Here is a 22930-nt window from a genome sequence, read left to right on the forward strand (position 1 = left end):
GATCTGTCGGAGGTGGCGTCGCAGGCGGTGGAGCAGTCGCGGGGGGAGGCGCAGTCGCGGGGTGTGGAGTTCCGTGGGGTGCGTCAGCAGGTGTTCGTGCAGGGCAGTGGTGTGCTGCTGGAGCGGATTGCGTTGAATCTGGTGCAGAACGCGGTGCGGTACAACGTGTCGCGTGAGGGTTGGGTGGAGGTGGGCACCGAGCCGCGGCCGGGGTGTGCGGTGTTGGTGGTCTCCAATACGGGTCCGGTGGTTCCGGCGTATGAGGTGGAGAACCTTTTCGAGCCGTTTCGCAGGTTGCGTACGGAGCGGACCGGTAGTGACAAGGGTGTGGGGCTGGGGTTGTCCATCGTGCGTTCGGTGGTGCGTGCGCATGACGGGAGCATCACGGCGGAGCCGCGTGAGGGCGGCGGGCTCACGATGCGGGTCGTCCTCCCGCTGTGACCGCCCTGCCGCTGTGACGGCGGCGCCCCGAAGGGCCCGCCGTGGCGGCTGTGCGGCTGCTGGAGGCGCGGAGCGGCGGCCCCGGCCTCCTCGGACGTTTGTGCGGCCGATCGCTCACTGAGCGGCCGTACAGCCCCTCGGGGCCGGGGCGCGGTTTGACGGGACGGCGGCGCGGCGGTCATCCTTCGCCGAGTTCGCTTTGCGCGGAATTCAGACGCCTTTCCCAGTCGTTCTCCTGTGTGTGATCGCTCACAGGAGCCGCATTCCGGGCATCAACTCTCCGTGATCAAAACACCCGGTGGAAAGCCGGGAAAATCCGGGTTTCCCGGGGCCCTGATCACGGGAAGTACACGTGATGGCATCCGCGCGATGCGACATTCGGACCGTGTACGGTCCTGTTCGCCATCCAAACCGATCACCTCGCCAGGGGTGCGGTTGGGTGTCGATTGAGTAACAGACCTTGATGTGAGGCAAAATCTCCGCCTCAGGTCGGGCACAAGTCCGGCCTCTCACGCGTTACGAGCGCTGAGACACCGCAGACACCCAGAGGGGGAGAGCGACATGGCTACGGATTACGACACCCCACGCAAGACAGATGATGACCTCAACGAGGACAGCATCGAAGAACTGAAGTCGCGGCGGAACGACAAGTCCGCCTCGGCCGTCGACGTCGACGAGTTCGAGCAGGCCGAGGGCCTGGAACTCCCCGGCGCCGACCTGTCCAACGAAGAGCTCGCCGTACGGGTCCTGCCCAAGCAGCAGGACGAATTCACGTGCATGAGCTGCTTCCTGGTCCACCACCGCAGCCAGCTCGCGGCGGAGGACAAGAACGGCAACCCGATCTGCCGCGACTGCGCGGCCTGAGGACCGGTCGACGCCGTGGCAGGCGTGAACCCGTTCCGTAAGGGCCACAAGGGCGTAAGAGGCCCGGCGGCCGGCGCACGATCACGCGAGGAAACCGCGCCCGTGCCCGCCGACCCGACCGCCCTTCCCGCGGAGCGGACGACCGGTGCACCGCAGGAGCGAGGCCGCGTGGCCTCGCTCGCGGTCAGGGTCGGCCGTGGCGCCCGAAAGGGCGGCGGGAGCGCGCGGGCCTCACTCGCCGCCATCGCCGACCGGCTGATCGCCACCGCCCCGCGCATCCCGGTCCGCGACCTCGCCACCCTGCGCGCCCAGTTCCCCGGACTGACCCCCGAGGAACTCGCCGACAAGCTCGTCGCGGGCGCCACCAGGGCCACCGCAACGGTCGGCGCCGGTGTGGGCGCCGCCGCGATGCTGCCGGTGCCGCCCGCCATGCCGGCCGAGCTGGCCGCCGAAGTCGTCGGCGTGGCCTCGGTCGAGATCAAACTCATCGCCGAACTCCACGAGGTCTACGGCCTGCGACCGCAGGGCACCCGCAAGCAGCGGGCCATGGCCTACCTCACGTCCTGGACCGGGGAACGCGGCATCGAGGTCACGAAACCGGCCACGGTGAACGTCGCGCTCGGCGGGCAGATGAAGCGCGAACTGCGCCAGCAGATCATGAAGCGGACGCTGCGCAATCTGCCCAACCTCACCCCGTTCCTGGTCGGCGCCGCGGTCGGCGCGTTCCTGAACCGCCGGGACACCGGAAAGCTCGCGGCGACCATCCGCAAGGACCTGCGCGCCCGGCAGGTGCCGTGGGACGCCCTCCCGGCCGCCCCGCGCACCCCCTGACCGGCCCGCAGGAAGCCCACAGGACCGGCCGGAATCCGCTCCGCGGGCCGCCGCCCCCGTTCCCGCAGGTCAGGCGCGAACGGCTGCCAGGGCCGCCACCAGACGCTCCGGCTCACGCGTCGACAGGTACGCGTACGGCGTCGGGTCCGACGGATCGTCGATCTCCACCCGCACCGCGGTACGGATGTAGCTGCGCAGCAGCATGAACGCACGGGCGTCGGCCTTGTGCGTACGCCAGGCCGCCGCCTCCTCCGCGTCCAGCGCCTCGGCCGCGCCCAGCGCCGTCAGCGGGATCTTCGCGTCGCCGGCGATCAGCGCGTCGCCGACCACCCGGATCCGCGCCGAGCCGTACGAGCTCACCGCCACCGCGGACAGCGCCGCCCCGCCGATCAGCCCGCCGAGCATCGGCAGCGTCCCCACGGGGAGCAGCATCAGGGCGCAGGCGACACCGATCAGGGCGGCGATCACCCACCAGGAGCGGGGCGCGGTGAGACGTTCTTCGTACGGCTGCATGGCACCAGCTTGGCACGGCGGCGCGGGCCCCTGACGCGCGCGGGTAGGGTCTGCACTCGTGAGTGGAACTGACGAACCCAGGACGCGGCTGACGCCACCCGAGGACGCCGTCGCCCCGGTCCGGCACCCCGAGGCGCCGGCGCCCGGAGAACTTCTCGGCGCGCACTACGACCGCTGCTTCGGCTGCGGCACCGGCCAGCCGCACGGCCTGCACCTGGAGGCGCGGGCCGGCGAGGACGTGAGCATCAGCGCCGAATTCACGGTCAAGGAAGCCCACCAGGGCGCCCCCGGCCTCGCGCACGGCGGCGTACTGGCCACCGCGCTCGACGAGACGCTCGGCGCGCTGAACTGGCTGCTGCGGGTGATCGCGGTGACCGGCAGGCTGGAGACCGACTTCCTGCGCCCGGTGCCGCTGGGCACCGTGCTGTACCTGGACGCGCGGGTCACCGCGGTGCACGGCCGGAAGATCTACTCGACCGCCGTCGGCCGGATAGGCGGCCCCGACGGACCGGCCGCGGTGCGGGCCGACGCCGTCTTCATCGAGGTGAAGGTCGACCACTTCATCGACAATGGCAGGACCGAGGAGATCCAGGCGGCGATGGCCGACCCGGACCAGGTCAAGCGCGCACGTGCCTTCGAGGTGAACCCGTGAGCCAGGGACGCAATCCCGTCGACGTACTGCTGCGACGGCTCGACCCCGACGTACCCGTCCCCTCGTACGGGCATGCCGGCGACGCCGGCGTCGATCTGGTGACCCGTGAGGCCGCCGAACTCGCGCCGGGCGAGCGCACGGTGCTGCCCACCGGTGTGTCGATCGCGCTGCCCGACGGCTACGCCGCCTTCGTGCACCCGCGTTCCGGCCTCGCCGCCCGCTGCGGACTGGCGTTGGTGAATGCCCCTGGGACGGTGGATGCCGGGTACCGTGGGGAGATCAAGGTGATCGTGGTCAATCTGGATCCGCGCGAGAGCGTGCGGTTCGAGAGGTTCGACCGGATCGCCCAATTGGTCGTCCAGCAGGTCGAGAAGGTGCGCTTCCACGAGGTGGCGGAACTTCCCGGCTCGGCGCGGGCCGAGGGGGGATTCGGGTCCACCGGCGGCCATGCGGCGGTGGGCGGCTCCACGGGCGGGAATGGCTACGCATCGGTCGGTGCCGACCGGGAAGGACAGTGACGTGTTCGGACGTCGCAAGAAGAACGAGGCTGCGCACGAGCCGGCGGAGGACACGGAGCTCGCCGACGGGACGGCGGTGAGCGACGAGGCCGACGGGGAGGACGCGGCCGACGACCAGCGGCTCGCCCTGCCGCCCGCGCCGCGTCCCGACGGGCCCTGGGACGTGTCGGAGGTCAAGGACCCCGCCGAGGGCCGGGTCGACCTCGGCGGCCTGTTCGTGCCCGGCGTCGAGGGCATGGAGCTGCGGGTGGAGGTCGCCGGTGACGCGATCGTCGCCGCGACGGTGGTGCTGCAGGACAGCGCCGTGCAGCTCCAGGCGTTCGCCGCCCCCAAGAACGAGGGGATCTGGGGCGAGGTCCGCGAGGAGATCGCCTCCGGCATCACCCAGCAGGGCGGCGTCATCGACGAGGTCGAGGGCCCCCTCGGGTGGGAACTGCGCGCCCAGGTGCCCGTACAGCTCCCGGACGGGACGAACGGCGTGCAGGTCGTGCGCTTCGTCGGCGTCGACGGGCCGCGGTGGTTCCTGCGCGGCGTCATCTCCGGGCAGGGCGCGGTGCAGCCGCAGGCCGCCGGGGTACTGGAGCACATCTTCCTGGACACCGTCGTGATCCGCGGCGACGCCCCGATGGCGCCGCGCGACCCGATCGTCCTGAAGCTGCCGGACGACGCGCAGATGGTGCCCGACGGCGTGCAGCAGGAGCCGGCCGAAGGGTCGCGCTTCGGCGGCGGCGTCGAGCGCCTGGAGCGCGGACCGGAGATCACCGAGATCCGCTGAACCAGGGCCGCCGGGCGGGACCTGCCGGCCGGCGCGTAGCGTCCCGGGTTCCGACGGCGGGCCGTACCGCACCACGGTCACAGGGGCCGTACTCCCCACGCGGGGGTACGGCCCCTGTTGCTGTTCGCGCCTGTTCGTGTCGGCTGGAATTGCCCCTGTGACGACGGCCCGTGCGCCGTCCGCGTGCCGCCGTGAGCCCCTTGTGCACAGGCGTCCGCGACGGTGTCGGCGCAGGTGGGAGCGGGGGCGTAGGGAAACCGTCAAGGGAACGCCGCCCGCCGTATGGGAGGCGTCAACGATGGTCGTGCGCCGACGTCACGGGGGTTTGCTCTAAGGGTCCGAATCCCGCCGTTCCTAGGAGCAAGCGATGGCCGACGTGGCCTTCGTCGTCGTCACGATCGCGGTCTTCGCGTTGGTGGCTCTCGTCGCCAAGGGGGTGACGAAGCTGTGACCGTGGAGAACATCGTCGGCCTTGTCGTGGCCGTCGCCCTGCTCGGCTATCTGGTTCTCGCCCTCGTATTCCCGGAGAGGTTCTGAGCACCGTATGAGCCCCGTTCTTGCCGGCGTGCTTCAGCTGACAGCGCTCATCGCGGCGTTGGCCCTGGCGTACCGCCCTCTCGGCGACCACATGGCCGCCGTCTACAGCTCCCCGAAACACCTGCGCGTGGAGAAGGTGATCTACCGCTGCATAGGCGCCGACCCGAACGCCGGGATGCGCTGGCCCGCCTACCTGCGGTCGGTGCTGGCGTTCTCCGCGGCGGGACTGCTCTTCCTCTACCTGCTCCAGCGACTCCAGGGCGTCCTGCCGCTGTCACTCGGCTTCACGTCGATCAGCCCGGACCAGGCGTTCAACACCGCGGCGTCCTTCGTCGCGAACACCAACTGGCAGTCCTACAGCGGCGAACAGGCCATGGGCCACGTCGTGCAGACCGCCGGCCTCGCGGTGCAGAACTTCGTATCGGCCGCCACCGGCATGGCCGTCGCCGTCGCCCTGATCCGCGGCTTCGCCGGAGTCCGGGCGCGCGTCCGGGGCGGCGCAGCGGACGCCGACGGACGCACCGGTGACCTCGGCAACTTCTGGACCGACCTGGTGCGCGGCGTCACCCGCGTGCTCATACCGATCGCCGTCGTCGGCGCGATCGTGCTCGTCGCGTGCGGCGCCATCCAGAACTTCTCCGGCATCCACGGGCTCGGACAGTTCATGGGCGGCACCCAGCAGACCAACGGCGGCGCGGTGGCCTCCCAGGAAGTCATCAAGGAACTCGGCACCAACGGCGGCGGCTACTTCAACGCCAACTCCGCCCACCCGTTCGAGAACCCCAACGGCTTCACCAACCTCTTCGAGGTCTTCCTGATCCTCGTCATCCCCTTCTCGCTGACCCGTACCTTCGGCCGGCTCATCGGGAACCTCCGGCAGGGCTACGCCATCCTTGCCGCGATGGGCATCATCTGGCTCGGCTTCACCGCGCTGATGATGTGGACCGAGTTCGCGCACGGCGGCCCGGCCCTGCAGGCCGCGGGCGCGGCCATGGAAGGCAAGGAGAACCGCTTCGGCATCGGCGGCTCGGCGATCTTCTCGGTCGCCACCACCCTCACGTCCACCGGAGCCGTCGACTCCTTCCACTCCTCGTTCACCGCGTTCGGCGGCGGCATCCAACTGCTCGGCATGATGCTCGGTGAAATCGCCCCGGGCGGCGTCGGATCCGGCCTCTACGGCATGCTCATCATGGCGATCATCGCGGTGTTCATCGCCGGCCTGATGGTCGGCAGGACCCCCGAGTACCTCGGCAAGAAGATCGGCACCCGCGAGATCAAACTCGCCGCGTGCTACCTCCTGGTCACCCCCACTCTGGTACTCGGCTTCACCGCCGCCTCGATGGTGCTGCCCGACGCCCTGGGCTCGATCCTCAACACCAAGGCGCTGGGCGCAGGACCGCACGGATTCTCCGAAGTCCTCTACGCGTTCACCTCCGGAGCCAACAACAACGGCTCCGCGTTCGGCGGACTCAACGCCAACACCCCCTGGTACAACACCACGATCGGCCTCGCCATGCTGCTCGGCCGCTTCCTGCCGATGGTGTTCGTCCTGGCACTCGCCGGCTCGCTCGCCGGGCAGCAGCCCGTACCCGAGACCGCCGGCACCCTCCGTACCGAGAAGCCGCTCTTCGCGGGGCTGCTCGTCGGCACGATCTTGATCATCAGCGGTCTGACCTACTTCCCCGCACTGGCCCTCGGGCCGCTCGCCGAGGGGCTGTCATGACCGCACCCGTGAAACCGGAGGAGCCCGGCTCCATGTCCACAGCAACCCCGACCCGCGCCCCGCACCAGGACGTCTCCGGCGGAAACCGGCCAGGCGGCGGCCCTGTGGGCGGCGGCCTGTTCGACCCCCGACAGCTCATCGCCTCCTTCCCGGACGCGCTGCGCAAGCTCGACCCGCGCGTGATGGTCAGCTCGCCGGTGATGTTCGTCGTCGAGGTCGGCGCCCTGCTGACCACCGTCTTCGCCTGCCTGGCGCCCTCGGACGGCTTCGGCTGGGCCATCGCCGCCTGGCTCTGGCTCACCGTGATCTTCGCGAACCTCGCCGAAGCGGTGGCCGAAGGACGCGGCAAGGCGCAGGCCGACACCCTGCGCAAGGCCAAGACCGACACCGTGGCGCGCCGGCTCAACGGCACGACGGAGGAATCGGTGCCCGGCACCGACCTGTGCATCGGTGACCTCGTCGTCTGCGAGGCCGGCGACATCATCCCCGGCGACGGAGACGTCGTCGAAGGTGTCGCATCCGTCGACGAATCCGCCATCACGGGCGAGTCCGCGCCGGTCATCCGCGAATCCGGCGGCGACCGCTCCGCGGTGACCGGCGGCACGAAGGTGCTGTCCGACCGGGTCGTCGTCAAGATCACGACGAAGCCGGGCGAGACCTTCATCGACCGGATGATCAACCTCGTCGAGGGCGCCGCACGGCAGAAGACCCCCAACGAGATCGCGCTGAACATCCTGCTCGCGTCCCTCACCATCATCTTCCTGCTCGCGGTCGTCACCCTGCAGCCGTTCGCCGTCTACGCGGGCGCACGGCAGTCGATGACCGTGCTGCTGGCCCTGCTGGTGTGCCTCATCCCGACGACGATCGGTGCGCTGCTGTCGGCCATCGGCATCGCGGGAATGGACCGCCTCGTGCAGCGCAACGTGCTGGCGATGTCGGGCCGGGCCGTCGAAGCAGCGGGTGACATATCGACATTGCTGCTCGACAAGACCGGCACCATCACCCTCGGCAACCGTCAGGCCGCCGAATTTGTACCCGTACGCGGAGCGACAGCCGCCGAAGTCGCGGACGCCGCCCAACTCTCCTCACTCGCCGACGAGACACCCGAAGGCCGCTCGGTCGTCGTCCTCGCCAAGGAGGCATACGGACTGCGCGAGCGACACCAGGGCGAGCTGGTCGACGCCGAGTGGGTGCCGTTCACCGCACAGACCCGGATGTCCGGAGTGGACGTGGACGGCCGCAAGGTCCGCAAGGGCGCGAGCGGTTCCGTCATCGCCTGGGTCCGCGAACGCGGCGGCACCGTCGCCGAGGACGCCGCCCAACTCACCGACACCATCTCGCAGGCCGGCGGCACACCGCTGCTGGTCGCCATGGAGGACGAGAACGGCGCACGGCTGCTGGGCGTCATCCACCTCAAGGACGTCGTCAAGGAGGGCATGCGCGAACGGTTCGACGCCCTGCGCTCCATGGGCATCAAGACCGTCATGATCACCGGCGACAACCCGCTGACGGCCAAGGCCATCGCCGAAGAGGCGGGTGTCGACGACTTCCTCGCGGAAGCCACACCCGAGGACAAGATGGCGCTCATCAAGCGGGAACAGTCCGGCGGCAAGCTCGTCGCGATGACCGGCGACGGCACCAACGACGCCCCCGCACTCGCCCAGGCGGACGTCGGCGTGGCCATGAACACCGGCACCTCGGCCGCCAAGGAGGCCGGGAACATGGTGGACCTGGACTCCAACCCGACCAAGCTCATCGAGATCGTCGAGATCGGCAAGCAACTCCTCATCACCCGGGGCGCGCTGACGACCTTCTCCATCGCCAACGACGTCGCGAAGTACTTCGCGATCATCCCGGCGATGTTCGCCGCGGCCTACCCGGGCCTGGACACCCTCAACATCATGCGGCTGTCGGGACCGCACTCCGCGATCCTCTCCGCGATCATCTTCAACGCCCTGATCATCATCGCCCTGGTGCCACTGGCCCTCAAGGGAGTGCGCTACCGCCCGGTCAGCGCCGACCGGATGCTCCGCCGCAACCTGGCCGTCTACGGACTCGGCGGCCTCATCGCACCGTTCCTCGGCATCAAGGCCATCGACCTGCTGCTGTCCCTCATCCCCGGAATCGGGTGACCCTCGTGAACAACTCCGTACGCAGCACCGCACGGCTGGCAGCCGCGGGCCTGCGCGCCCTCCTCGTCCTGACCGTCATCTGCGGGGTGCTCTACCCCCTGGCCGTCACCGGCGTCGCCCAGGCCGCCTTCTCCGAGAAGGCCAACGGATCCGAGGTGCGCTCCGAGGGCAAGGTCGTCGGCTCGTCACTGCTCGGCCAGCGCTACGACAAGGGCCACGACAAGCACGGCAACCCGGTGCCGGACCTCAAGTTCTTCCAGCCGCGGCCCTCGGCAGGGCTGGGCAGCAACAAGGACAACGGCGTCAACACCCGCTACGACCTCCAGGTCTCCGGCGCCACGAACCAGGCCGCGAGCAACACCGAACTGGTCAAGGCCGTCAAGGAACGCAAGCACTGGGTCTCCGTGACCTACGGAGTGCCGGAAGCGAAGGTGCCGGCGGATGCCGTGACGTCCTCCGGATCCGGCCTCGACCCGGACATCTCCCCGGCGTACGCACAGTTGCAGGTGGACCGTGTCGCCAAGGAGAACCACCTCGACGACGCGACGGTGCGCCGGCTGGTGGCCGACCACACCACGGGACGCGTCCTGGGCTTCATGGGAGAACCGCGCGTCAACGTCCTGGAGTTGAACACCGCGCTGCGGGAGATGGCGCACCAGAAGGGATGACCGGTTCGGCCGGTGCACACCAAGGCACGTTGGTTGCGGGGCAGCCGACTGTCGCCTCCGCGCGGTGAAGCGAACTGCGTCGGAGGGTGAGGGGTGACTTCCCTTGGTGAAAGTTGACGTCGAGGGTTGACGCTGCGGTGGCTTGCGCTTGTGTGCGCGGGCCACCGCGGGCGTTTGGGGCAGGGGCAATGTTCCCTTGTTGCTGGTGCTCCCGTGGTGATCTCCGGGAGGCTCCTCTGGCCGGCGGTGCATTCTCGGCCCGTGCGGCGGTGGCTGATCCGGGTGGAAATCGAGCGGGATTCAGGAGTTATCCACAGGCGTTGCCTGCCGGATCGCGGCGTACGCATACTGACGCAACCAGCAGGCGACGCACGGCGATCCGGGGCCGCGGGCGATCATCACGGAGACGGCCGAGGGGAGTGAAGGCTGGTGGTAGGGGAGGGGAGAGCGGCGCGAGCAGGCCGCGCCGCGCAGGCAGCTGAGGAAAGCGGGGGAGCGGGGATGACGGACGAGAGAAGCGGTAGGGGTGGCGGGCGGCGGGACGGTGGCACCGCCGAGGAGGGGAAGCGCGACGCGGCGCCGGGTGCGGTGGGGGCGGTGTTGTCGGAGGAAGAGGCGGCGTCCGGGCCCATGGTCGTCGTTGAGGATGTGCACCGCAGCTATGGGAGCGCCGCCGGAGCTGTCCATGCCCTGCGAGGTGTCAACTGCCGCGTCCCGAGGGGGGAACTCGTCGCCCTGCGGGGTAGATCGGGCTCAGGCAAGACCACGCTCCTCAACCTCGTCGGCGGCCTGGACACCCCCGATTCCGGACGGATCACGGTCGACGGGACGTGCCTGGCGGACCTCGACGAGAGCGGTGTCCTGGAGATGCGGCGCGACCGCATCGGGTTCGTCTTCCAGTCCTTCGGGCTGATACCGATCCTCAGCGCTGCCGAGAATGTCGGGGTGCCTCTGCGGCTGAACAGAGTGGCGCCACGTGAGCGGGAGGAACGCGTCGCCCTGCTGCTCTCGCTGGTCGGGCTCGCCGATCACACGGAACAGCGGCCCGGTGAACTGTCCGGCGGGCAGCAGCAACGCGTCGCGATTGCCCGCGCGCTCGCCAACCGCCCCGCCCTGCTCATAGCGGACGAGCCCACCGGACAGCTGGACGCCGAGACGGGACGCGAGGTGATGGAGCTGCTGCGCGCGGTCGTCCGCAGCGAGGGCGTCACGGCGCTGGTCGCCACCCATGACCCCCACCTCATCGTTCTCGCCGACCGTGTCCTGGAGCTGAGCGATGGGGTGATCACGGAAGAGGTGGACGAGGTGGAGGAGGCGGCAGAGGTGGGGTGATCGCGGGGAGGGTGGAGGGGAGCGGGGGCGAGGGGGTGGGGGAGGGAGGGGGCGGGGCCCCGTGGCCCGTAGCCGTGCTGGATATCGGGGAGAATAGGACGCTCCCAGCGCGCTACACGGCGGCGCTCGTTTTTTTGTGGCAGGAGATGGCACGCGGTGTCCGAGAAGTGTGAAGCCCCCGTGTCCGGTGGGGGCCGCAGTGAGGTGCAGGCGGACTGCGCGAACTGTTTCGGGCTGTGCTGTGTCGCGCTGCCCTTCGCGGCCTCGTCCGGCTTCGCCGTGGACAAGCCGGCGGGCACGCCGTGCGGGAATCTGCAGACCGACTTCCGTTGCGGCATCCACAGCAGCCTCCGCGAGCGGGGCTTCTCCGGCTGCACCGTCTTCGACTGCTTCGGCGCGGGACAGAAGGTCTCGCAGACGACGTACGGGGGTCAGGACTGGCGGCAGGCGCCGCACACCGCCCGCCAGATGTTCGATGTCTTTCCCGTGATGCGGCAACTCCACGAACTGCTCTGGTACTTGACCGAGTCGCTGGCGCTGCCGCAGGCCCGTACGCTCCACGGTGAGTTGCGGCGGGCGTTCGACGACATCGATGCCCTCACCCGCAGCAGCGCCGAGACGCTCATCGGGACGGACGTGGCGGAGATCCGTCACGAGATCAGCGGGCTGTTGCTGCGGGTCAGCGAGCTGGTGCGGGCCGAGGTGCCGGGGCGTAAGAAGAACCACCGGGGTGCCGACCTGATGGGGGCCAGGCTGCGGGGCGCGGCGTTGCGGGGGGCCAACCTCCGGGGCGCGTATCTGATCGCGGCCGACCTCAAGGGCGCCGATCTGCGGTCGGCGGACCTCATCGGGGTGGACTTCCGGGACGCCGACCTCAGCGGTGCCGACCTCACCGGTTGTCTCTTCCTGACCCAGTCGCAGCTCAATGCCGCCAAGGGGGACGCGGCGACGAAGCTGCCGTCGGGGCTGAGCCGCCCCGGGCACTGGTCGCGGTGACGGTGCGGTGAGCCGCTGCTGAGGGCTCGGACCGCGGCCCGCCGCACGGTAACGGGACACGGGACACGGGACACGGGACACGGGACACAGGGCGCGGGGAAGCGGGGCGCCGAGGTGGCTGTCACCAGACGTCGCCGTCGCGCCAGTCGCAGGTCAGGCGGGTGTCGAGGTCGAGCGGGACGGTGGTCGGCAGGACGTAGAGGTTGCCGTCCTCGTCGGGGGTGGGGCGGATGCCGTCCGGGGTGAAGGAGGCGGACGGGCCGCGCCACAGTTGCCAGCCGCGGGCGGCGTAGAAGGCGGTGGCTTCGTCGGACGCGCAGAGGGCTCCCAGGTCGTAGCCGCCGCGTACCACTCGTTCCAGGGCTGTCATGAGGGCCGCGCCGTGGCCCCGTCCGCGTCGGTCCGCGCGGACGCCGACGCCTTCCACGTAGCCGCAGCGCAGGGCCCGGCCGTCGTGCAGCAGCCGGCGTTGGACGACGGAGGCGTGTCCGATCAGCTCGCCGTTCTCGTGGATCAGGGCGTGCAGGCCGCCGCAGGCGTGTTCCCAGTCGTCGGCGGTCATGGTGTCGAAGACGTCGTGGAGGAGGGCGCGTGCGGTGCGGAGGGTGGCCGCGTCGAGGTCGGCGGTGTGGGCGACGCGCAGGGTGGCCGTGCTGCCGGGAGACGTGGGGTGGCCGGTGGCCTGCGGACCGACCTGCGGGGATGCCGCTGCTGCGCTCCGCCCCTTCCCTCGCACCTCGACGTCATCCTGAGTGCCCTCGCTCACGGCGGTTCCCTCCGGCTTCATGGTTCTCCCGTTCGTAGCGGTCGGTCGTCGCCGTCGCCTCCGTGACTGTTCCGACGACCCGGCGGCGGTCATCGTCGCAGCCTCCCACCCCGCCAGGTAGGGCCGCTTCCCACGGGCGTGCCCGGTGCGGAGCGGAGTTTCGACGGTCCCCGGGGCGGCGATTCGTCGCGTTCTGCGTCAAGGGCGCGTCAAACATCAGGGTCGCGTCAAAACCCGTCCCCGCCTTGGCCTCCTGGGCGTTTGTCCGCTCCGGGGGTAGGTACTGTCGGAGCAGGTCCAGCCCGGTGGGGGCGGCCTTCACGTAAGACAATGAGGCCATGGGACGCGGCAAGCTACGGATATATCTCGGCGCGGCACCTGGCGTCGGCAAGACGTACGCGATGCTGTCGGAGGCGCACCGCCGTGTGGAGCGGGGGACGGACCTCGTGGTGGCGTTCGTCGAGCACCACGGCAGGCCGCGTACGGAAGTGATGCTGCACGGGCTTGAGCAGGTGCGGCGCCGTGAGATGGAGTACCGGGGCGCGACGTTCACCGAGATGGACGTCGACGCGGTTCTGGAGCGCAGGCCGTCCGTCGCTGTCGTCGACGAGCTGGCGCACACCAACGTTCCCGGTTCGCGCAACGGCAAGCGGTGGCAGGACATCGAGGAGCTGCTGGAAGCCGGCATCGATGTGATCTCCACGGTCAACATCCAGCATCTGGAGTCGCTGGGGGACGTGGTCGAGGCGATAACCGGCGTCCGGCAGCAGGAGACCGTCCCGGATGAGGTGGTGCGGCGGGCGGGGCAGCTCGAACTCGTCGACATGTCGCCACAGGCGCTGCGTCGCCGGATGGCGCACGGCAACATCTACAAGCCCGACAAGGTGGATGCCGCGCTGTCGAACTACTTCCGCCCGGGGAATCTCACGGCGCTGCGCGAGCTGGCGCTGCTGTGGGTCGCCGACCGGGTGGACGAATACCTTCAGCAGTACCGCGCCGAGCATTCCATCCGGTCGACCTGGCAGGCGCGCGAGCGGATAGTGGTCGGGCTGACGGGTGGCCCGGAGGGCCGTACTCTCATCCGCCGTGCCGCGCGGATGGCGGCCAAGGGTTCGGGCAGCGAGGTGCTCGCCGTGTACATAGCGCGCAGCGACGGGCTGACGTCCGCCTCGCCCAAGGAACTGGCGGTCCAGCGGACGCTGGTGGAGGACTTGGGCGGGACGTTTCACCACGTCATCGGGGATGACATACCGGCCGCGTTGCTGGAGTTCGCGCGGGGGGTGAACGCCACTCAGATCGTGCTGGGTTCCAGTCGTCGCAAGGCGTGGCAGTACGTGTTCGGTCCGGGGGTCGGTGCCACGGTCGCCCGGGAGTCGGGTCCTGATCTGGACGTGCACATCGTCACGCACGACGAGGTCGCCAAGGGGCGTGGGCTGCCGGTCGCGCGTGGTGCCCGGCTCGGCCGGGCGCGGATCATCGCCGGCTGGCTGGTGGGGGTGGTCGCTCCGATGCTGCTGTCGCTGCTGCTGGCCAGTGTCGAGGAGGGGCCGGGGCTGGCCAATGACGTGCTGCTGTACCTGTTCCTGACGGTGGTCGCGGCGCTGCTCGGCGGGCAGTTGCCCGCGCTGGCGTCGGCTGCCGTCGGGTCGTTGCTGCTGAACTTCTACTTCACGCCGCCGACGCACACCCTCACGGTCAGCGATCCGGAGAATCTCGTCGCCATCGTGATCTTCTTCGCGGTGGCGGTCTCGGTCGCTTCGGTCGTGGATCTGGCGGCCCGCCGTACGCATCAGGCGGCCCGGCTGCGGGCCGAGTCGGAGATCCTGTCGTTCCTGGCGGGCAGTGTGCTGCGGGGCGAGACGAGTCTGGACGCGCTGCTGGAGCGGGTGCGGGAGACGTTCGCGATGGACGCGGTGGCGCTGCTGGAGCGGCAGAGCGATGTGGATCCGTGGACCTGTGCGGGCCGGGTGGGGGAGACACCGGACGACAGGGCGCTGCTGCGGCCCGAGGACGCGGATGTCGACATGCCGGTCGGTGACCACATGGCGCTGGCGTTGAGCGGGCGGGTGCTGCCCGCCGAGGACCGCAGGGTGCTGGCGGCGTTCGCCGCGCAGGCCGCCGTGGTCCTGGACCGGCAGCGTCTGGTGGGGGAGGCGGCGCAGGCCAGGGAGCTGGCGGAGGGCAACCGGATCAGGACGGCGCTGCTGGCCGCGGTCAGTCACGATCTGCGGACGCCGCTCGCCGGTATCAAGGCGTCGGTCACGTCGCTGCGCTCCGACGACGTCGCCTGGTCGCCGGAGGACGAGGCGGAGCTGCTGGCCGGTATCGAGGCGGGCGCCGACCGGCTCGATCACCTGGTCGGCAACCTCTTGGACATGTCGCGGCTGCAGACCGGCACGGTGACCCCGCTGATCCGGGAGATCGACCTCGACGAGGTGGTGCCGATGGCGCTGGGCGGGGTGCCGGAGGGCAGCGTGACGCTGGACATTCCGGAGGAGCTGCCGATCATCGCCGTCGATCCGGGGCTGCTGGAGCGTGCGGTGGCCAACTTGGTGGAGAACGCGGTGAAGTACAGCCCGGACGCCACGGAGGTGCTGGTCGCGGCGAGTGCGTTGGGGGACCGGGTGGAGGTGCGGATCGTCGACCGTGGCCCGGGTGTCCCGGATGAGGCCAAGGACCGGATTTTTGAGCCGTTCCAGCGTCATGGTGACGCGCCGCGTGGTGCGGGGGTGGGCCTGGGGCTTGCTGTGGCGCGTGGGTTCGCCGAGGCGATGGGCGGCACGCTCGTCGCGGAGGACACCCCGGGCGGCGGGATGACGATGGTGCTCACGTTGCGGGCGGCGCCGGGCCGCCCGCCGGTCAGGCCGGATCTGCCGGCGCAGGCCGTCACATGAGCCGGGAGGCGGGGCCGGCCGCCGTCTGTTGCGCCGCGGCCGTTGCGGCCGTTCCCATTCTTCGTTCCGCGGGCCGGGCCCCGTGGACACCGATACCGCGAGGAGAACTCCAGTGAACCGGGTGCTTGTGGTCGATGACGAGCCGCAGATCGTCCGCGCCCTCGTGATCAACCTGAAGGCGCGCAAGTACGAGGTCGATGCGGCTGCCGACGGGGCCAGTGCCCTGAAACTGGCCGCCGCCCGCCATCCCGACGTCGTGGTGCTCGACCTCGGCTTGCCCGACATGGACGGCGTCGAGGTGATCAAGGGGCTGCGGGGCTGGACGCGGGTGCCGATTCTGGTGCTGTCCGCCCGGCAGACGTCCGACGAGAAGGTCGAGGCGCTGGATGCCGGGGCGGACGACTACGTGACCAAGCCGTTCGGCATGGATGAGCTGCTGGCCAGATTGCGGGCGGCGGTGAGAAGAGCGGAGCCGACGGGGTCGGCGGGGGCCGACGTGATCGTCGAGACGGAGGGTTTCACCGTCGATCTCGCGGCGAAGAAGGTCAACCGGGACGGCCGGGACATCCGGCTGACACCGACCGAGTGGCACCTCCTGGAGGTGCTGGTGCGCAACGCGGGCCGCCTGGTGAGCCAGAAGCAGCTGCTCCAGGAGGTGTGGGGGCCTTCGTACGGCAAGGAGACCAACTATCTGCGGGTCTACATGGCCCAGCTCCGCCGGAAGCTGGAGAGTGACCCCTCGCATCCGCGGCACTTCGTCACGGAACCGGGGATGGGGTACCGGTTCGAGCAGTGAGGGGCGGCCGTCCGCGGGGTGCCGTGTGCCGCGGGGCCGGGTGGAGCGGGCGTCCGGGCAGTGATCGGGGGCCCGGCGCACCGGTACGCTGGAGTTATGAGTGCTGGGATCCGATCCGAGAAGCCGGCCGGCCGCTTCCGCCGGATGCTCGACAGGCTGTCGTCCTCCGAGGAGGAGCTGCAGACCGCCGAGCTGCGGGAGGATACGCAGGCGACGGGCTGCACCCGTATATGTGACTGCGACGACCGGCAGATCGTGAAGGTCACCGGCACCCTGCGGCATGTGACGCTGCGGCCACGTGCCGGTGTGCCCGCGCTGGAGGCGGAGCTGTTCGACGGCTCGGCCGCGCTCGACGTGGTGTGGCTCGGCCGCCGCTCCATCGTCGGCATAGAGCCGGGCCGCAAGCTCATCGCATCGGGCCGTCTCTCCATGAGCCACGGACGCCGGGTGCTCTTCAATCCGAAGTACGAACTCCGACCGCTCGGACAGGAGTAGCCGGTGACGTCTCACGACCGACCGACCACTGACGCTTTCGCAGAATCCCCGCCCGCCGCCGCTGCGCACACGGATTCCTCCGCAGACCCGGCCGCGGGCGCGGGCACGGCAGGAGCGGACGCCGACGGCAAGGCCGTCACCGAGGCGGCCCTGTTCGAGGCGTTCGGCGGTGTCCGGGGCATGGTGGAGACCGTGCTGCCCGGCCTGCTGTTCGTCACGATCTTCACGGTGAACAAGGACCTGCACGTCTCGGCGATCGCGGCGCTCGCGGTCTCGCTGGTGCTGGCCGCGGTGCGGCTGGTCCGCAGGGACACCATCAAGCACGCCTTCGGCGGGGTCTTCGGTGTCGCGTTCGGCGTCGTCTTCGCGATGATGACCGGCAACGCCAAGGACTTCTACCTGCCGGGCATGCTGTACACGCTGGGTCTGGCGCTGGCGTACATGGTGACGACCGTCGCGGGTGTCCCGTTGATCGGGTTGATCCTGGGCCCGGTGTTCAAGGAGAACCTGTCCTGGCGGACCCGTAATCCCGGCCGTAAGAAGGCGTATGCGAAGGCCAGCTGGGCGTGGGGGCTGATCCTGTTCGCGAAGTGCGCGATTCTCTTCCCGCTGTACTGGTGGGCGGACACCGCTCAGCTCGGCTGGGTGCTGATCGCGTTGAAGATCCCGCCGTTCCTCCTCGCCGTCTATCTGACCTGGGTGTTCCTCGCGAAGGCGCCGCCGCCGATCGACGTGTTCGCGGAGATGGAGGCGGCGGAGAAGGCGGAGCAGGAGGCGAAGGAGCGCGCGAAGCGTGGTCCGGCCGTGGACGGGCTGGTGCAGGGCGCCGTGCCCGGAGCTGCCGATGCGGGGGCCCGTGGTTCGTCGAAGGACGGGCCGCGGCACCGCCGCTGACCGCTCACCACAGTGCCGAAGGGCCCGGGAACCATGAGGTTCCCGGGCCCTTCGGCTTGCGGGGCGGGCGCTGCGCGGTGCGCGCGGGCCCGCCCGTGGCGGTCAGCTGTCCTTGCGGCGGACCGACAGCAGGTCCTCCAGCTGCTCCTCGCGTGACTGGGCCGCGACGAACAGCAGCTCGTCGCCGGCTTCCAGGGCGTCCTCCTTGTTGGGGGTGAGCACCCGCGTGCCGCGGATGATCGTCACCAGGGAGGTGTCCTCGGGCCAGTCCACGTCGCCGACCCGGGTGCCGGCCAGGGCCGCCTCCGGGGGCAGCGTCAGCTCGACGAGGTTGGCGTCGCCGTGGCTGAAGCGCAGCAGCCGTACGAGGTCGCCGACGCTCACCGCCTCTTCGACCAGGGCGGACATCAGGCGCGGGGTGGAGACGGCGACGTCGACGCCCCAGGACTCGTTGAAGAGCCACTCGTTCTTCGGGTTGTTGACCCGGGCGACCACCCGCGGGACGCCGTACTCGGTCTTGGCGAGCAGCGAGACGACGAGGTTGACCTTGTCGTCGCCGGTCGCCGCGATGACGACGTTGCAGCGTTGCAGCGCCGCCTCGTCCAGCGAGGTGATCTCGCAGGCGTCGGCCAGCAGCCACTCGGCGAGCGGCACCCGCTCGACGGAGATGGCGGTCGGCGCCTTGTCGATGAGCAGGATCTCGTGCCCGTTCTCCAGCAGCTCGCCGGCGATGGACCGGCCCACTGCGCCCGCGCCCGCAATCGCGACCCTCATGCGTGGGCCTCCTCAGGTCCTTCGGCGAATGCCGCTTCGACGGTCTCGACGTCGTCGACGCGCATCATCACGTGCACCAGGTCGCCTTCCTGCAGGACCGTCCGGGAGGTCGGCAGCATCGCCTCGCCCAGCCGGGTCAGGAAGGCGACGCGGACGCCGGTCTCTTCCTGGAGCTTGCCGATGGTGTGGCCGACCCAGGAGGCGGAGGTGTGCACCTCGGCGAGCTGGACGCCGCCGCTGGGGTCGCGCCACAGGGGTTCGGCGCCGGATGGCAGCAGCCGGCGCAGCATCTGGTCCGCGGTCCAGCGGACGGTGGCGACGGTGGGGATGCCCAGGCGCTGGTAGACCTCGGCGCGGCGCGGGTCGTAGATCCGGGCCGCGACGTTCTCGACGCCGAACATCTCGCGGGCCACCCGGGCGGCGATGATGTTGGAGTTGTCGCCGCTGGAGACGGCGGCGAACGCGCCCGCCTCCTCGATGCCGGCTTCGCGCAGGGTGTCCTGGTCGAAGCCGACGCCGGTCACTCTGCGTCCGCCGAAGGAGGAGCCCAGGCGGCGGAAGGCGGTCGGGTCCTGGTCGACGACGGCGATGGTGTGGCCCTGGCTCTCCAGGGTCTGTGCGAGCGCGGAGCCGACGCGCCCGCATCCCATGATGACGATGTGCACCTTCACCTACCCCGCAGTCCTGATCATGCCGCTGACCTGCACAAACACCCTGCTCACTCTTCTCTCTCCGGCTGCCGGGCACCAACGGGGCAACGGCGTTCGGCGTTGCCCGGGGGACGAGCTTATGCCGCATCCCCCGTGCTGCCCTCATCCGCGGGGGCGTTCCGTCCCGCGGAAGGGTGGTGTGTGCGGTCGGTGACGTGCGGGACACTCACCGAAGTGATGACGCGGGTTCCGTTTCGGGGTGTCCGGAGGGGGCCGGCGGGCCGGGCCTGCGGCGGTGTGTACGGGGGGCCGGTGCGCGAGGGGGCGGGGGCCATCCGGAGGGCCCGCCGCCGGATGCGCCGCCCGGTGATCATGAGGCAACCTACGCGGTGTGCCCAACCTGCCTCAACAATCCCACCAGCCCCCGCCGCCCCCGCACATGGTGGTCTGCGGTGACGACGCCCTCGCCCACCGGATCGCCGCGGAGCTGCGGGAGGTCTACCGCGAGCGGGTGACCCTGGTCCTGCCATCGGGCCGGGAACCGCAGCGCCCGCGCGTGCTGCCCGCGCTGCCGGGACTGGGCCGGGCCACCGCCCTGCTGGGACGCGTCTCGGCGGCGATGGCCCGGACCTCGCTGCTGTCGTCCGACGGGCCGGGGGCCGACGGGGACGAGCCGCCCGAGGAGGCCGTGCGCATCCTGGAGTCGGCGGAGGCGGACGACGAGACGCTGATCGAGGCGCGGATCCCCGAAGCCGGTGCGCTGGCGCTGGTCTACGACGACGACGAGACCAACATCCACGCCGCGCTGCGCGCCCGCCGCCTCAACCCCCGCCTGCGGCTGGTCATCCGGCTCTACAACCGCAAGCTCGGCCAGCAGCTGGAAGAGCTGCTCGACCAGGCGGCTGCGGTGGCCGCTCGGGACGACCCGGAGGGCGCCGGGGCGGTGGACGCCTCCACCACCGTGCTCTCCGACGCCGACACCGTGGCGCCCGCCCTCACGGCCACCGCCGTCGCCGGGACCAGCAAGGTCATCGAGGCGGACGGGCTGCTGCTGCGCGCCGTGGAGCGCCCGCCGGGCAGGCCGGGCCGTTCGGGGCCCGCCCTGTGCACCCTGGCCCTGCTGTCCCCGTCCGCCGACGAGCCGGCGGGCGAGGGCGCCGCCCACGGCGGCCTCGGCGTTGACGACGGGCCGGTGATGCTCCCCGACGACGCGACGGCCGCCGCGGCCGTCGCCTCCGGCCGCAGCCCCGTCGTCCTGGAGGCCGTCTCCTACGCCGGGCGGGAGGTGCGCCCGCGTACGCTGCGCGGTCGCGGCGCCCCGCTCGGCTCGTTCTTCTCCCGGCGGCTGCGCTTCTCGCTCGCCGGCATCGTCGGCGCGGTGCTGGCGCTCGCCGTCGCCTCCACCCTCACCACCGGCGAGCCCCCGCTGCACGCCGCGTACCTCTCCCTCCTCGACCTGTTCGCCATCAACGACCCGGCGGTCGACGAGCCGCTCGCCCGCAAGGTGCTGCAACTGCTGTCCGGTCTGACGGGACTGCTGTTGCTGCCGGTGCTGATCGCGGCGGTTCTGGAGGCGCTGGGGACGTTCCGCAGCGCCGCCGCGCTGCGCCGTCCGCCGCGCGGCCTGTCCGGTCACGTGGTGCTGCTCGGCCTCGGCAAGGTCGGTACCCGGGTGCTGGCCAGGCTGCACGAGATGGGCATCCCCGTGGTGTGCGTCGAGGCCGACCCCGAGGCGCGCGGGATCGCGCTGGCCCGCAGGCTGCGGGTGCCCACCGTCCTGGGGGACGTCACCGACGAAGGCGTCCTGGAGGCGGCCAAGATCGGGCGGGCCCGCACCCTGCTGGCCCTGACCAGCGTGGACAGCACCAACCTGGAGGCCGCCCTGTACGCCCGCTCGCTCACCCCGCGGCTGCGGGTGACGCTGCGGCTGTTCGACGACCGCTTCGCCACCGCCGTCTACCGCACCCTGCGCGCCGCCCACCCGCGCGCCCTGACCCGCAGCCGCAGCGTCACCTTCCTGGCGGCGCCCGCCTTCGCCGGCGCCATGATGGGCCGTCAGATCATCGGTGCCGTCCCCGTCGAGCGCCGGGTGCTGCTGGTCGCCCGCGTCGAGGCGCGCGGGCACCCGGAGCTGGCGGGCCGCACCGTCGGCGAGGTGCTGCGCCCCGGCCGGCTGCGGGTGCTGGCCGTGGACACCTCGGCACCCGACGACCCCGCGGCCGACGACGCTCCCGCCGCCGAACAGACCGGCCAGGAGCGCGAGCCCGCCCACCTCGTGCACGAGCTGGGCGACGGCTATGTGCTGCGGCCCCAGGACCGGGTGCTGCTCGCCGCCACCCGCCAGGGGCTCGGCGAACTGCTGGGCCGGCGTCCGGTCGCTGCCGGGATCCGGCAGGATTGACGGTGTCCCGGTATCCGGGATCCGGCAATCAACGGGTGAGGAGTGCACGACGTGGTGGACAGGTGCGGGGGCGGCCGGCGGCCGGCCGGCCGGGGTGACGGGCGGCCTGCGGGCGCGGGCGCGGCATCGTGCGGCGGGATCCGGTGAGCCGCCGCACGACACCGGGGACGACCGCCATATCCGCGGACCACCTCGACGGATACGGAGCCCTGCTCGGCGACGTATCGGCCACCGGACGGCCGCTGCGCAGGCCCGAACTGGAGTCGCTGCGGGCGCTCGGCGAGCAGGCGGCCGAGGCCGGGCACGGGCTGCGGGAGCTGGTCGGCCTGTACCTCGGCGAGACCCGCAGGCTCTGGGGCACGCTGCCCGGTGTGGCACGCACGGCAGGTGCCGCCGAACGCGCCAGGACCGGCGACGCCCTGCTGGCCGCCGTCGACGCGGCGGTCTCCGCGCTCGGCGAGGGACACGAGCGCGCCCAGCGGCTGGCGGTCCGTCAGGAGGAGGCCGCCCGCCGGGAGTTCGTCGACGACCTGCTCTACGGGCGCAGCGACCTGGGGCGTCTTGCCGAACGCGCGGAACGGTTCGGGCTGCGGCTCGCCCACGCCCACGCCGTCGCGGTCGCCGAAGGTGACGGGTCGTTCGACGACGTGCATCCCGTGGCCCGCCGCGTCGAGCGGGAGCTGATCGGCAGGTTCGGCGACCGCGATGTGCTCATCACCACCAAGGACGGCCGGCTGATCTGCATCGCCGCCAGCGCCGAGAAGTCACTCCTGGACGCCTTCGCCACCCTCGCGCGGGCGGCGGAGAACGGGCAGCGGGGCGCCGGGCGGGTCGCCATCGGACGGCCGCACTCCGGCGCGGGCGGCGTGGTGCGCTCCTACGAAGAGGCCCTGGGCGCCCTGGAGTTGGGCGAGCAGCTGGAGCTGTCGGGGCCGGTGCTGCGCGCGGCCGACCTGCTGGTTTTCCCGGTGCTGCTGCGCGACCGGGCGGCCATGGCCGACCTGGTGCGCACCGTCCTGGGGCCGCTGACGCAGGCGCGGGGCGGGGCCGGGCCGCTGCTGGAGACGTTGTCGGCGTGCGCGGCGGCCGGTTACGTCAACGCCGAGGCGGCCCGCCGGCTGTCGCTGAGCGTGCGCACCCTGTCGTACCGCCTGGACCGCATCAAGTTCCTGACCGGCTACGACCCCGCGGACGGGTTGCAGCGCTTCACGCTGGAGACCGCGGCGATGGGCGCCCGGGTGCTGGGCTGGCCGGACAAGCCCCTGTAGCTGGCCGGAC

22 protein-coding genes are annotated in these 22930 nt (G+C 71.1%); 18 read left to right on the plus strand and 4 right to left on the minus strand.

What is annotated here, in order from left to right; translation table 11 throughout:
• From ACIBK8_RS15840 to ACIBK8_RS15850, 3 genes are all read left to right on the plus strand, one after another.
• Positions 1 to 441 (plus strand): sensor histidine kinase (locus tag ACIBK8_RS15840; protein WP_399042391.1); only part of this gene is annotated, 441 nt, incomplete at its 5' end.
• Positions 442 to 1002: 561 nt separating this feature from the next.
• The gene (locus tag ACIBK8_RS15845) at positions 1003 to 1305 is read left to right on the plus strand and encodes a DUF4193 domain-containing protein (protein WP_016575747.1); all 303 of its coding nucleotides are present in this window, start codon (positions 1003 to 1005) and stop codon (positions 1303 to 1305) included.
• 102 nt (positions 1306 to 1407) lie between these two features.
• Positions 1408 to 2136 (plus strand): hypothetical protein, encoded by a 729-nt coding sequence (locus ACIBK8_RS15850; protein ID WP_399042392.1) that lies wholly within the window; start codon positions 1408 to 1410, stop codon positions 2134 to 2136.
• 69 nt (positions 2137 to 2205) lie between these two features.
• Here ACIBK8_RS15850 and ACIBK8_RS15855 read toward each other — a convergent pair whose 3' ends face one another.
• Positions 2206 to 2649: a DUF3093 domain-containing protein gene (locus ACIBK8_RS15855; protein WP_399042393.1), complete on the minus strand. Its 444-nt coding sequence runs from the start codon at positions 2647 to 2649 to the stop codon at positions 2206 to 2208.
• Positions 2650 to 2707: 58 nt separating this feature from the next.
• Between ACIBK8_RS15855 and ACIBK8_RS15860 the strand changes: the two genes are divergently transcribed.
• From ACIBK8_RS15860 to ACIBK8_RS15900, 9 genes are all read left to right on the plus strand, one after another.
• Positions 2708 to 3301, plus strand: coding sequence for a PaaI family thioesterase (locus tag ACIBK8_RS15860; RefSeq protein ID WP_399042394.1), 594 nt, complete (start codon positions 2708 to 2710; stop codon positions 3299 to 3301).
• A complete protein-coding gene (dut, locus tag ACIBK8_RS15865; protein WP_399042396.1) occupies positions 3298 to 3819 on the plus strand; it encodes a dUTP diphosphatase in 522 nt (173 codons plus the stop codon). The genes ACIBK8_RS15860 and dut overlap by 4 nt, the downstream gene beginning before the upstream one ends.
• Before the next feature lies 1 nt (position 3820).
• Positions 3821 to 4594 (plus strand): DUF3710 domain-containing protein, encoded by a 774-nt coding sequence (locus ACIBK8_RS15870; RefSeq protein WP_399042397.1) that lies wholly within the window; start codon positions 3821 to 3823, stop codon positions 4592 to 4594.
• 447 nt (positions 4595 to 5041) lie between these two features.
• Complete coding sequence (kdpF, locus tag ACIBK8_RS15875; protein ID WP_018543380.1) at positions 5042 to 5131, plus strand: K(+)-transporting ATPase subunit F; 90 nt, start codon at positions 5042 to 5044, stop codon at positions 5129 to 5131.
• A gap of 7 nt (positions 5132 to 5138) precedes the next feature.
• Entirely contained in the window at positions 5139 to 6854 is a 1716-nt protein-coding gene (kdpA, locus tag ACIBK8_RS15880) for a potassium-transporting ATPase subunit KdpA (RefSeq protein ID WP_399042398.1), read from the plus strand.
• Between the two features lie 32 nt (positions 6855 to 6886).
• The gene (gene kdpB, locus ACIBK8_RS15885; protein ID WP_399042399.1) at positions 6887 to 8986 is read left to right on the plus strand and encodes a potassium-transporting ATPase subunit KdpB; all 2100 of its coding nucleotides are present in this window, start codon (positions 6887 to 6889) and stop codon (positions 8984 to 8986) included.
• On the plus strand, positions 8983 to 9654 hold the full coding sequence (gene kdpC, locus ACIBK8_RS15890; protein ID WP_399042401.1) for a potassium-transporting ATPase subunit KdpC: 672 nt from the start codon (positions 8983 to 8985) through the stop codon (positions 9652 to 9654). Before kdpB ends, kdpC begins: the two co-directional genes overlap by 4 nt.
• A 630-nt stretch (positions 9655 to 10284) precedes the next feature.
• Positions 10285 to 10986, plus strand: a complete 702-nt coding sequence (locus ACIBK8_RS15895) for an ABC transporter ATP-binding protein (protein WP_399042591.1) — start codon at positions 10285 to 10287, stop codon at positions 10984 to 10986.
• Between the two features lie 156 nt (positions 10987 to 11142).
• The gene (locus ACIBK8_RS15900) at positions 11143 to 11982 is read left to right on the plus strand and encodes a pentapeptide repeat-containing protein (RefSeq protein ID WP_399042402.1); all 840 of its coding nucleotides are present in this window, start codon (positions 11143 to 11145) and stop codon (positions 11980 to 11982) included.
• Positions 11983 to 12103: 121 nt separating this feature from the next.
• On the opposite strand, the gene ACIBK8_RS15905 is transcribed toward ACIBK8_RS15900, so the two are convergent.
• Positions 12104 to 12625, minus strand: a complete 522-nt coding sequence (locus ACIBK8_RS15905) for a GNAT family N-acetyltransferase (protein ID WP_399042593.1) — start codon at positions 12623 to 12625, stop codon at positions 12104 to 12106.
• A gap of 461 nt (positions 12626 to 13086) precedes the next feature.
• Here ACIBK8_RS15905 and ACIBK8_RS15910 point away from each other — a divergent pair, with 461 nt between their 5' ends.
• The 4 genes from ACIBK8_RS15910 to ACIBK8_RS15925 all read left to right on the plus strand — a co-directional run bounded on the left by ACIBK8_RS15910 (position 13087) and on the right by ACIBK8_RS15925 (position 17827).
• Complete coding sequence (locus ACIBK8_RS15910; RefSeq protein ID WP_399042403.1) at positions 13087 to 15642, plus strand: ATP-binding protein; 2556 nt, start codon at positions 13087 to 13089, stop codon at positions 15640 to 15642.
• Positions 15643 to 15754: 112 nt separating this feature from the next.
• Positions 15755 to 16438 (plus strand): response regulator, encoded by a 684-nt coding sequence (locus tag ACIBK8_RS15915; protein WP_393686946.1) that lies wholly within the window; start codon positions 15755 to 15757, stop codon positions 16436 to 16438.
• Between the two features lie 96 nt (positions 16439 to 16534).
• On the plus strand, positions 16535 to 16933 hold the full coding sequence (locus ACIBK8_RS15920; RefSeq protein WP_393686945.1) for an OB-fold nucleic acid binding domain-containing protein: 399 nt from the start codon (positions 16535 to 16537) through the stop codon (positions 16931 to 16933).
• Between the two features lie 3 nt (positions 16934 to 16936).
• Positions 16937 to 17827 (plus strand): DUF3159 domain-containing protein, encoded by an 891-nt coding sequence (locus tag ACIBK8_RS15925; RefSeq protein ID WP_399042404.1) that lies wholly within the window; start codon positions 16937 to 16939, stop codon positions 17825 to 17827.
• Between the two features lie 102 nt (positions 17828 to 17929).
• On the opposite strand, the gene ACIBK8_RS15930 is transcribed toward ACIBK8_RS15925, so the two are convergent.
• Together ACIBK8_RS15930 and ACIBK8_RS15935 are read right to left on the minus strand one after the other, a co-directional pair.
• Positions 17930 to 18601 carry a potassium channel family protein gene (locus tag ACIBK8_RS15930; RefSeq protein ID WP_399042405.1) on the minus strand — a complete coding sequence of 224 codons (672 nt, stop codon included), beginning with the start codon at positions 18599 to 18601 and terminating at the stop codon, positions 17930 to 17932.
• Positions 18598 to 19266 carry a potassium channel family protein gene (locus tag ACIBK8_RS15935; protein WP_393687060.1) on the minus strand — a complete coding sequence of 223 codons (669 nt, stop codon included), beginning with the start codon at positions 19264 to 19266 and terminating at the stop codon, positions 18598 to 18600. Before ACIBK8_RS15935 ends, ACIBK8_RS15930 begins: the two co-directional genes overlap by 4 nt.
• A gap of 424 nt (positions 19267 to 19690) precedes the next feature.
• Here ACIBK8_RS15935 and ACIBK8_RS15940 point away from each other — a divergent pair, with 424 nt between their 5' ends.
• Together ACIBK8_RS15940 and ACIBK8_RS15945 are read left to right on the plus strand one after the other, a co-directional pair.
• A complete protein-coding gene (locus tag ACIBK8_RS15940) occupies positions 19691 to 21652 on the plus strand; it encodes an NAD-binding protein (protein ID WP_399042594.1) in 1962 nt (653 codons plus the stop codon).
• Between the two features lie 176 nt (positions 21653 to 21828).
• On the plus strand, positions 21829 to 22920 hold the full coding sequence (locus tag ACIBK8_RS15945) for a PucR family transcriptional regulator (protein WP_399042595.1): 1092 nt from the start codon (positions 21829 to 21831) through the stop codon (positions 22918 to 22920).
• Positions 22921 to 22930 lie beyond the last annotated feature (10 nt).

The organism is Streptomyces sp. NPDC050161 (assembly GCF_044460025.1).
GTDB lineage: Bacteria > Actinomycetota > Actinomycetes > Streptomycetales > Streptomycetaceae > Streptomyces.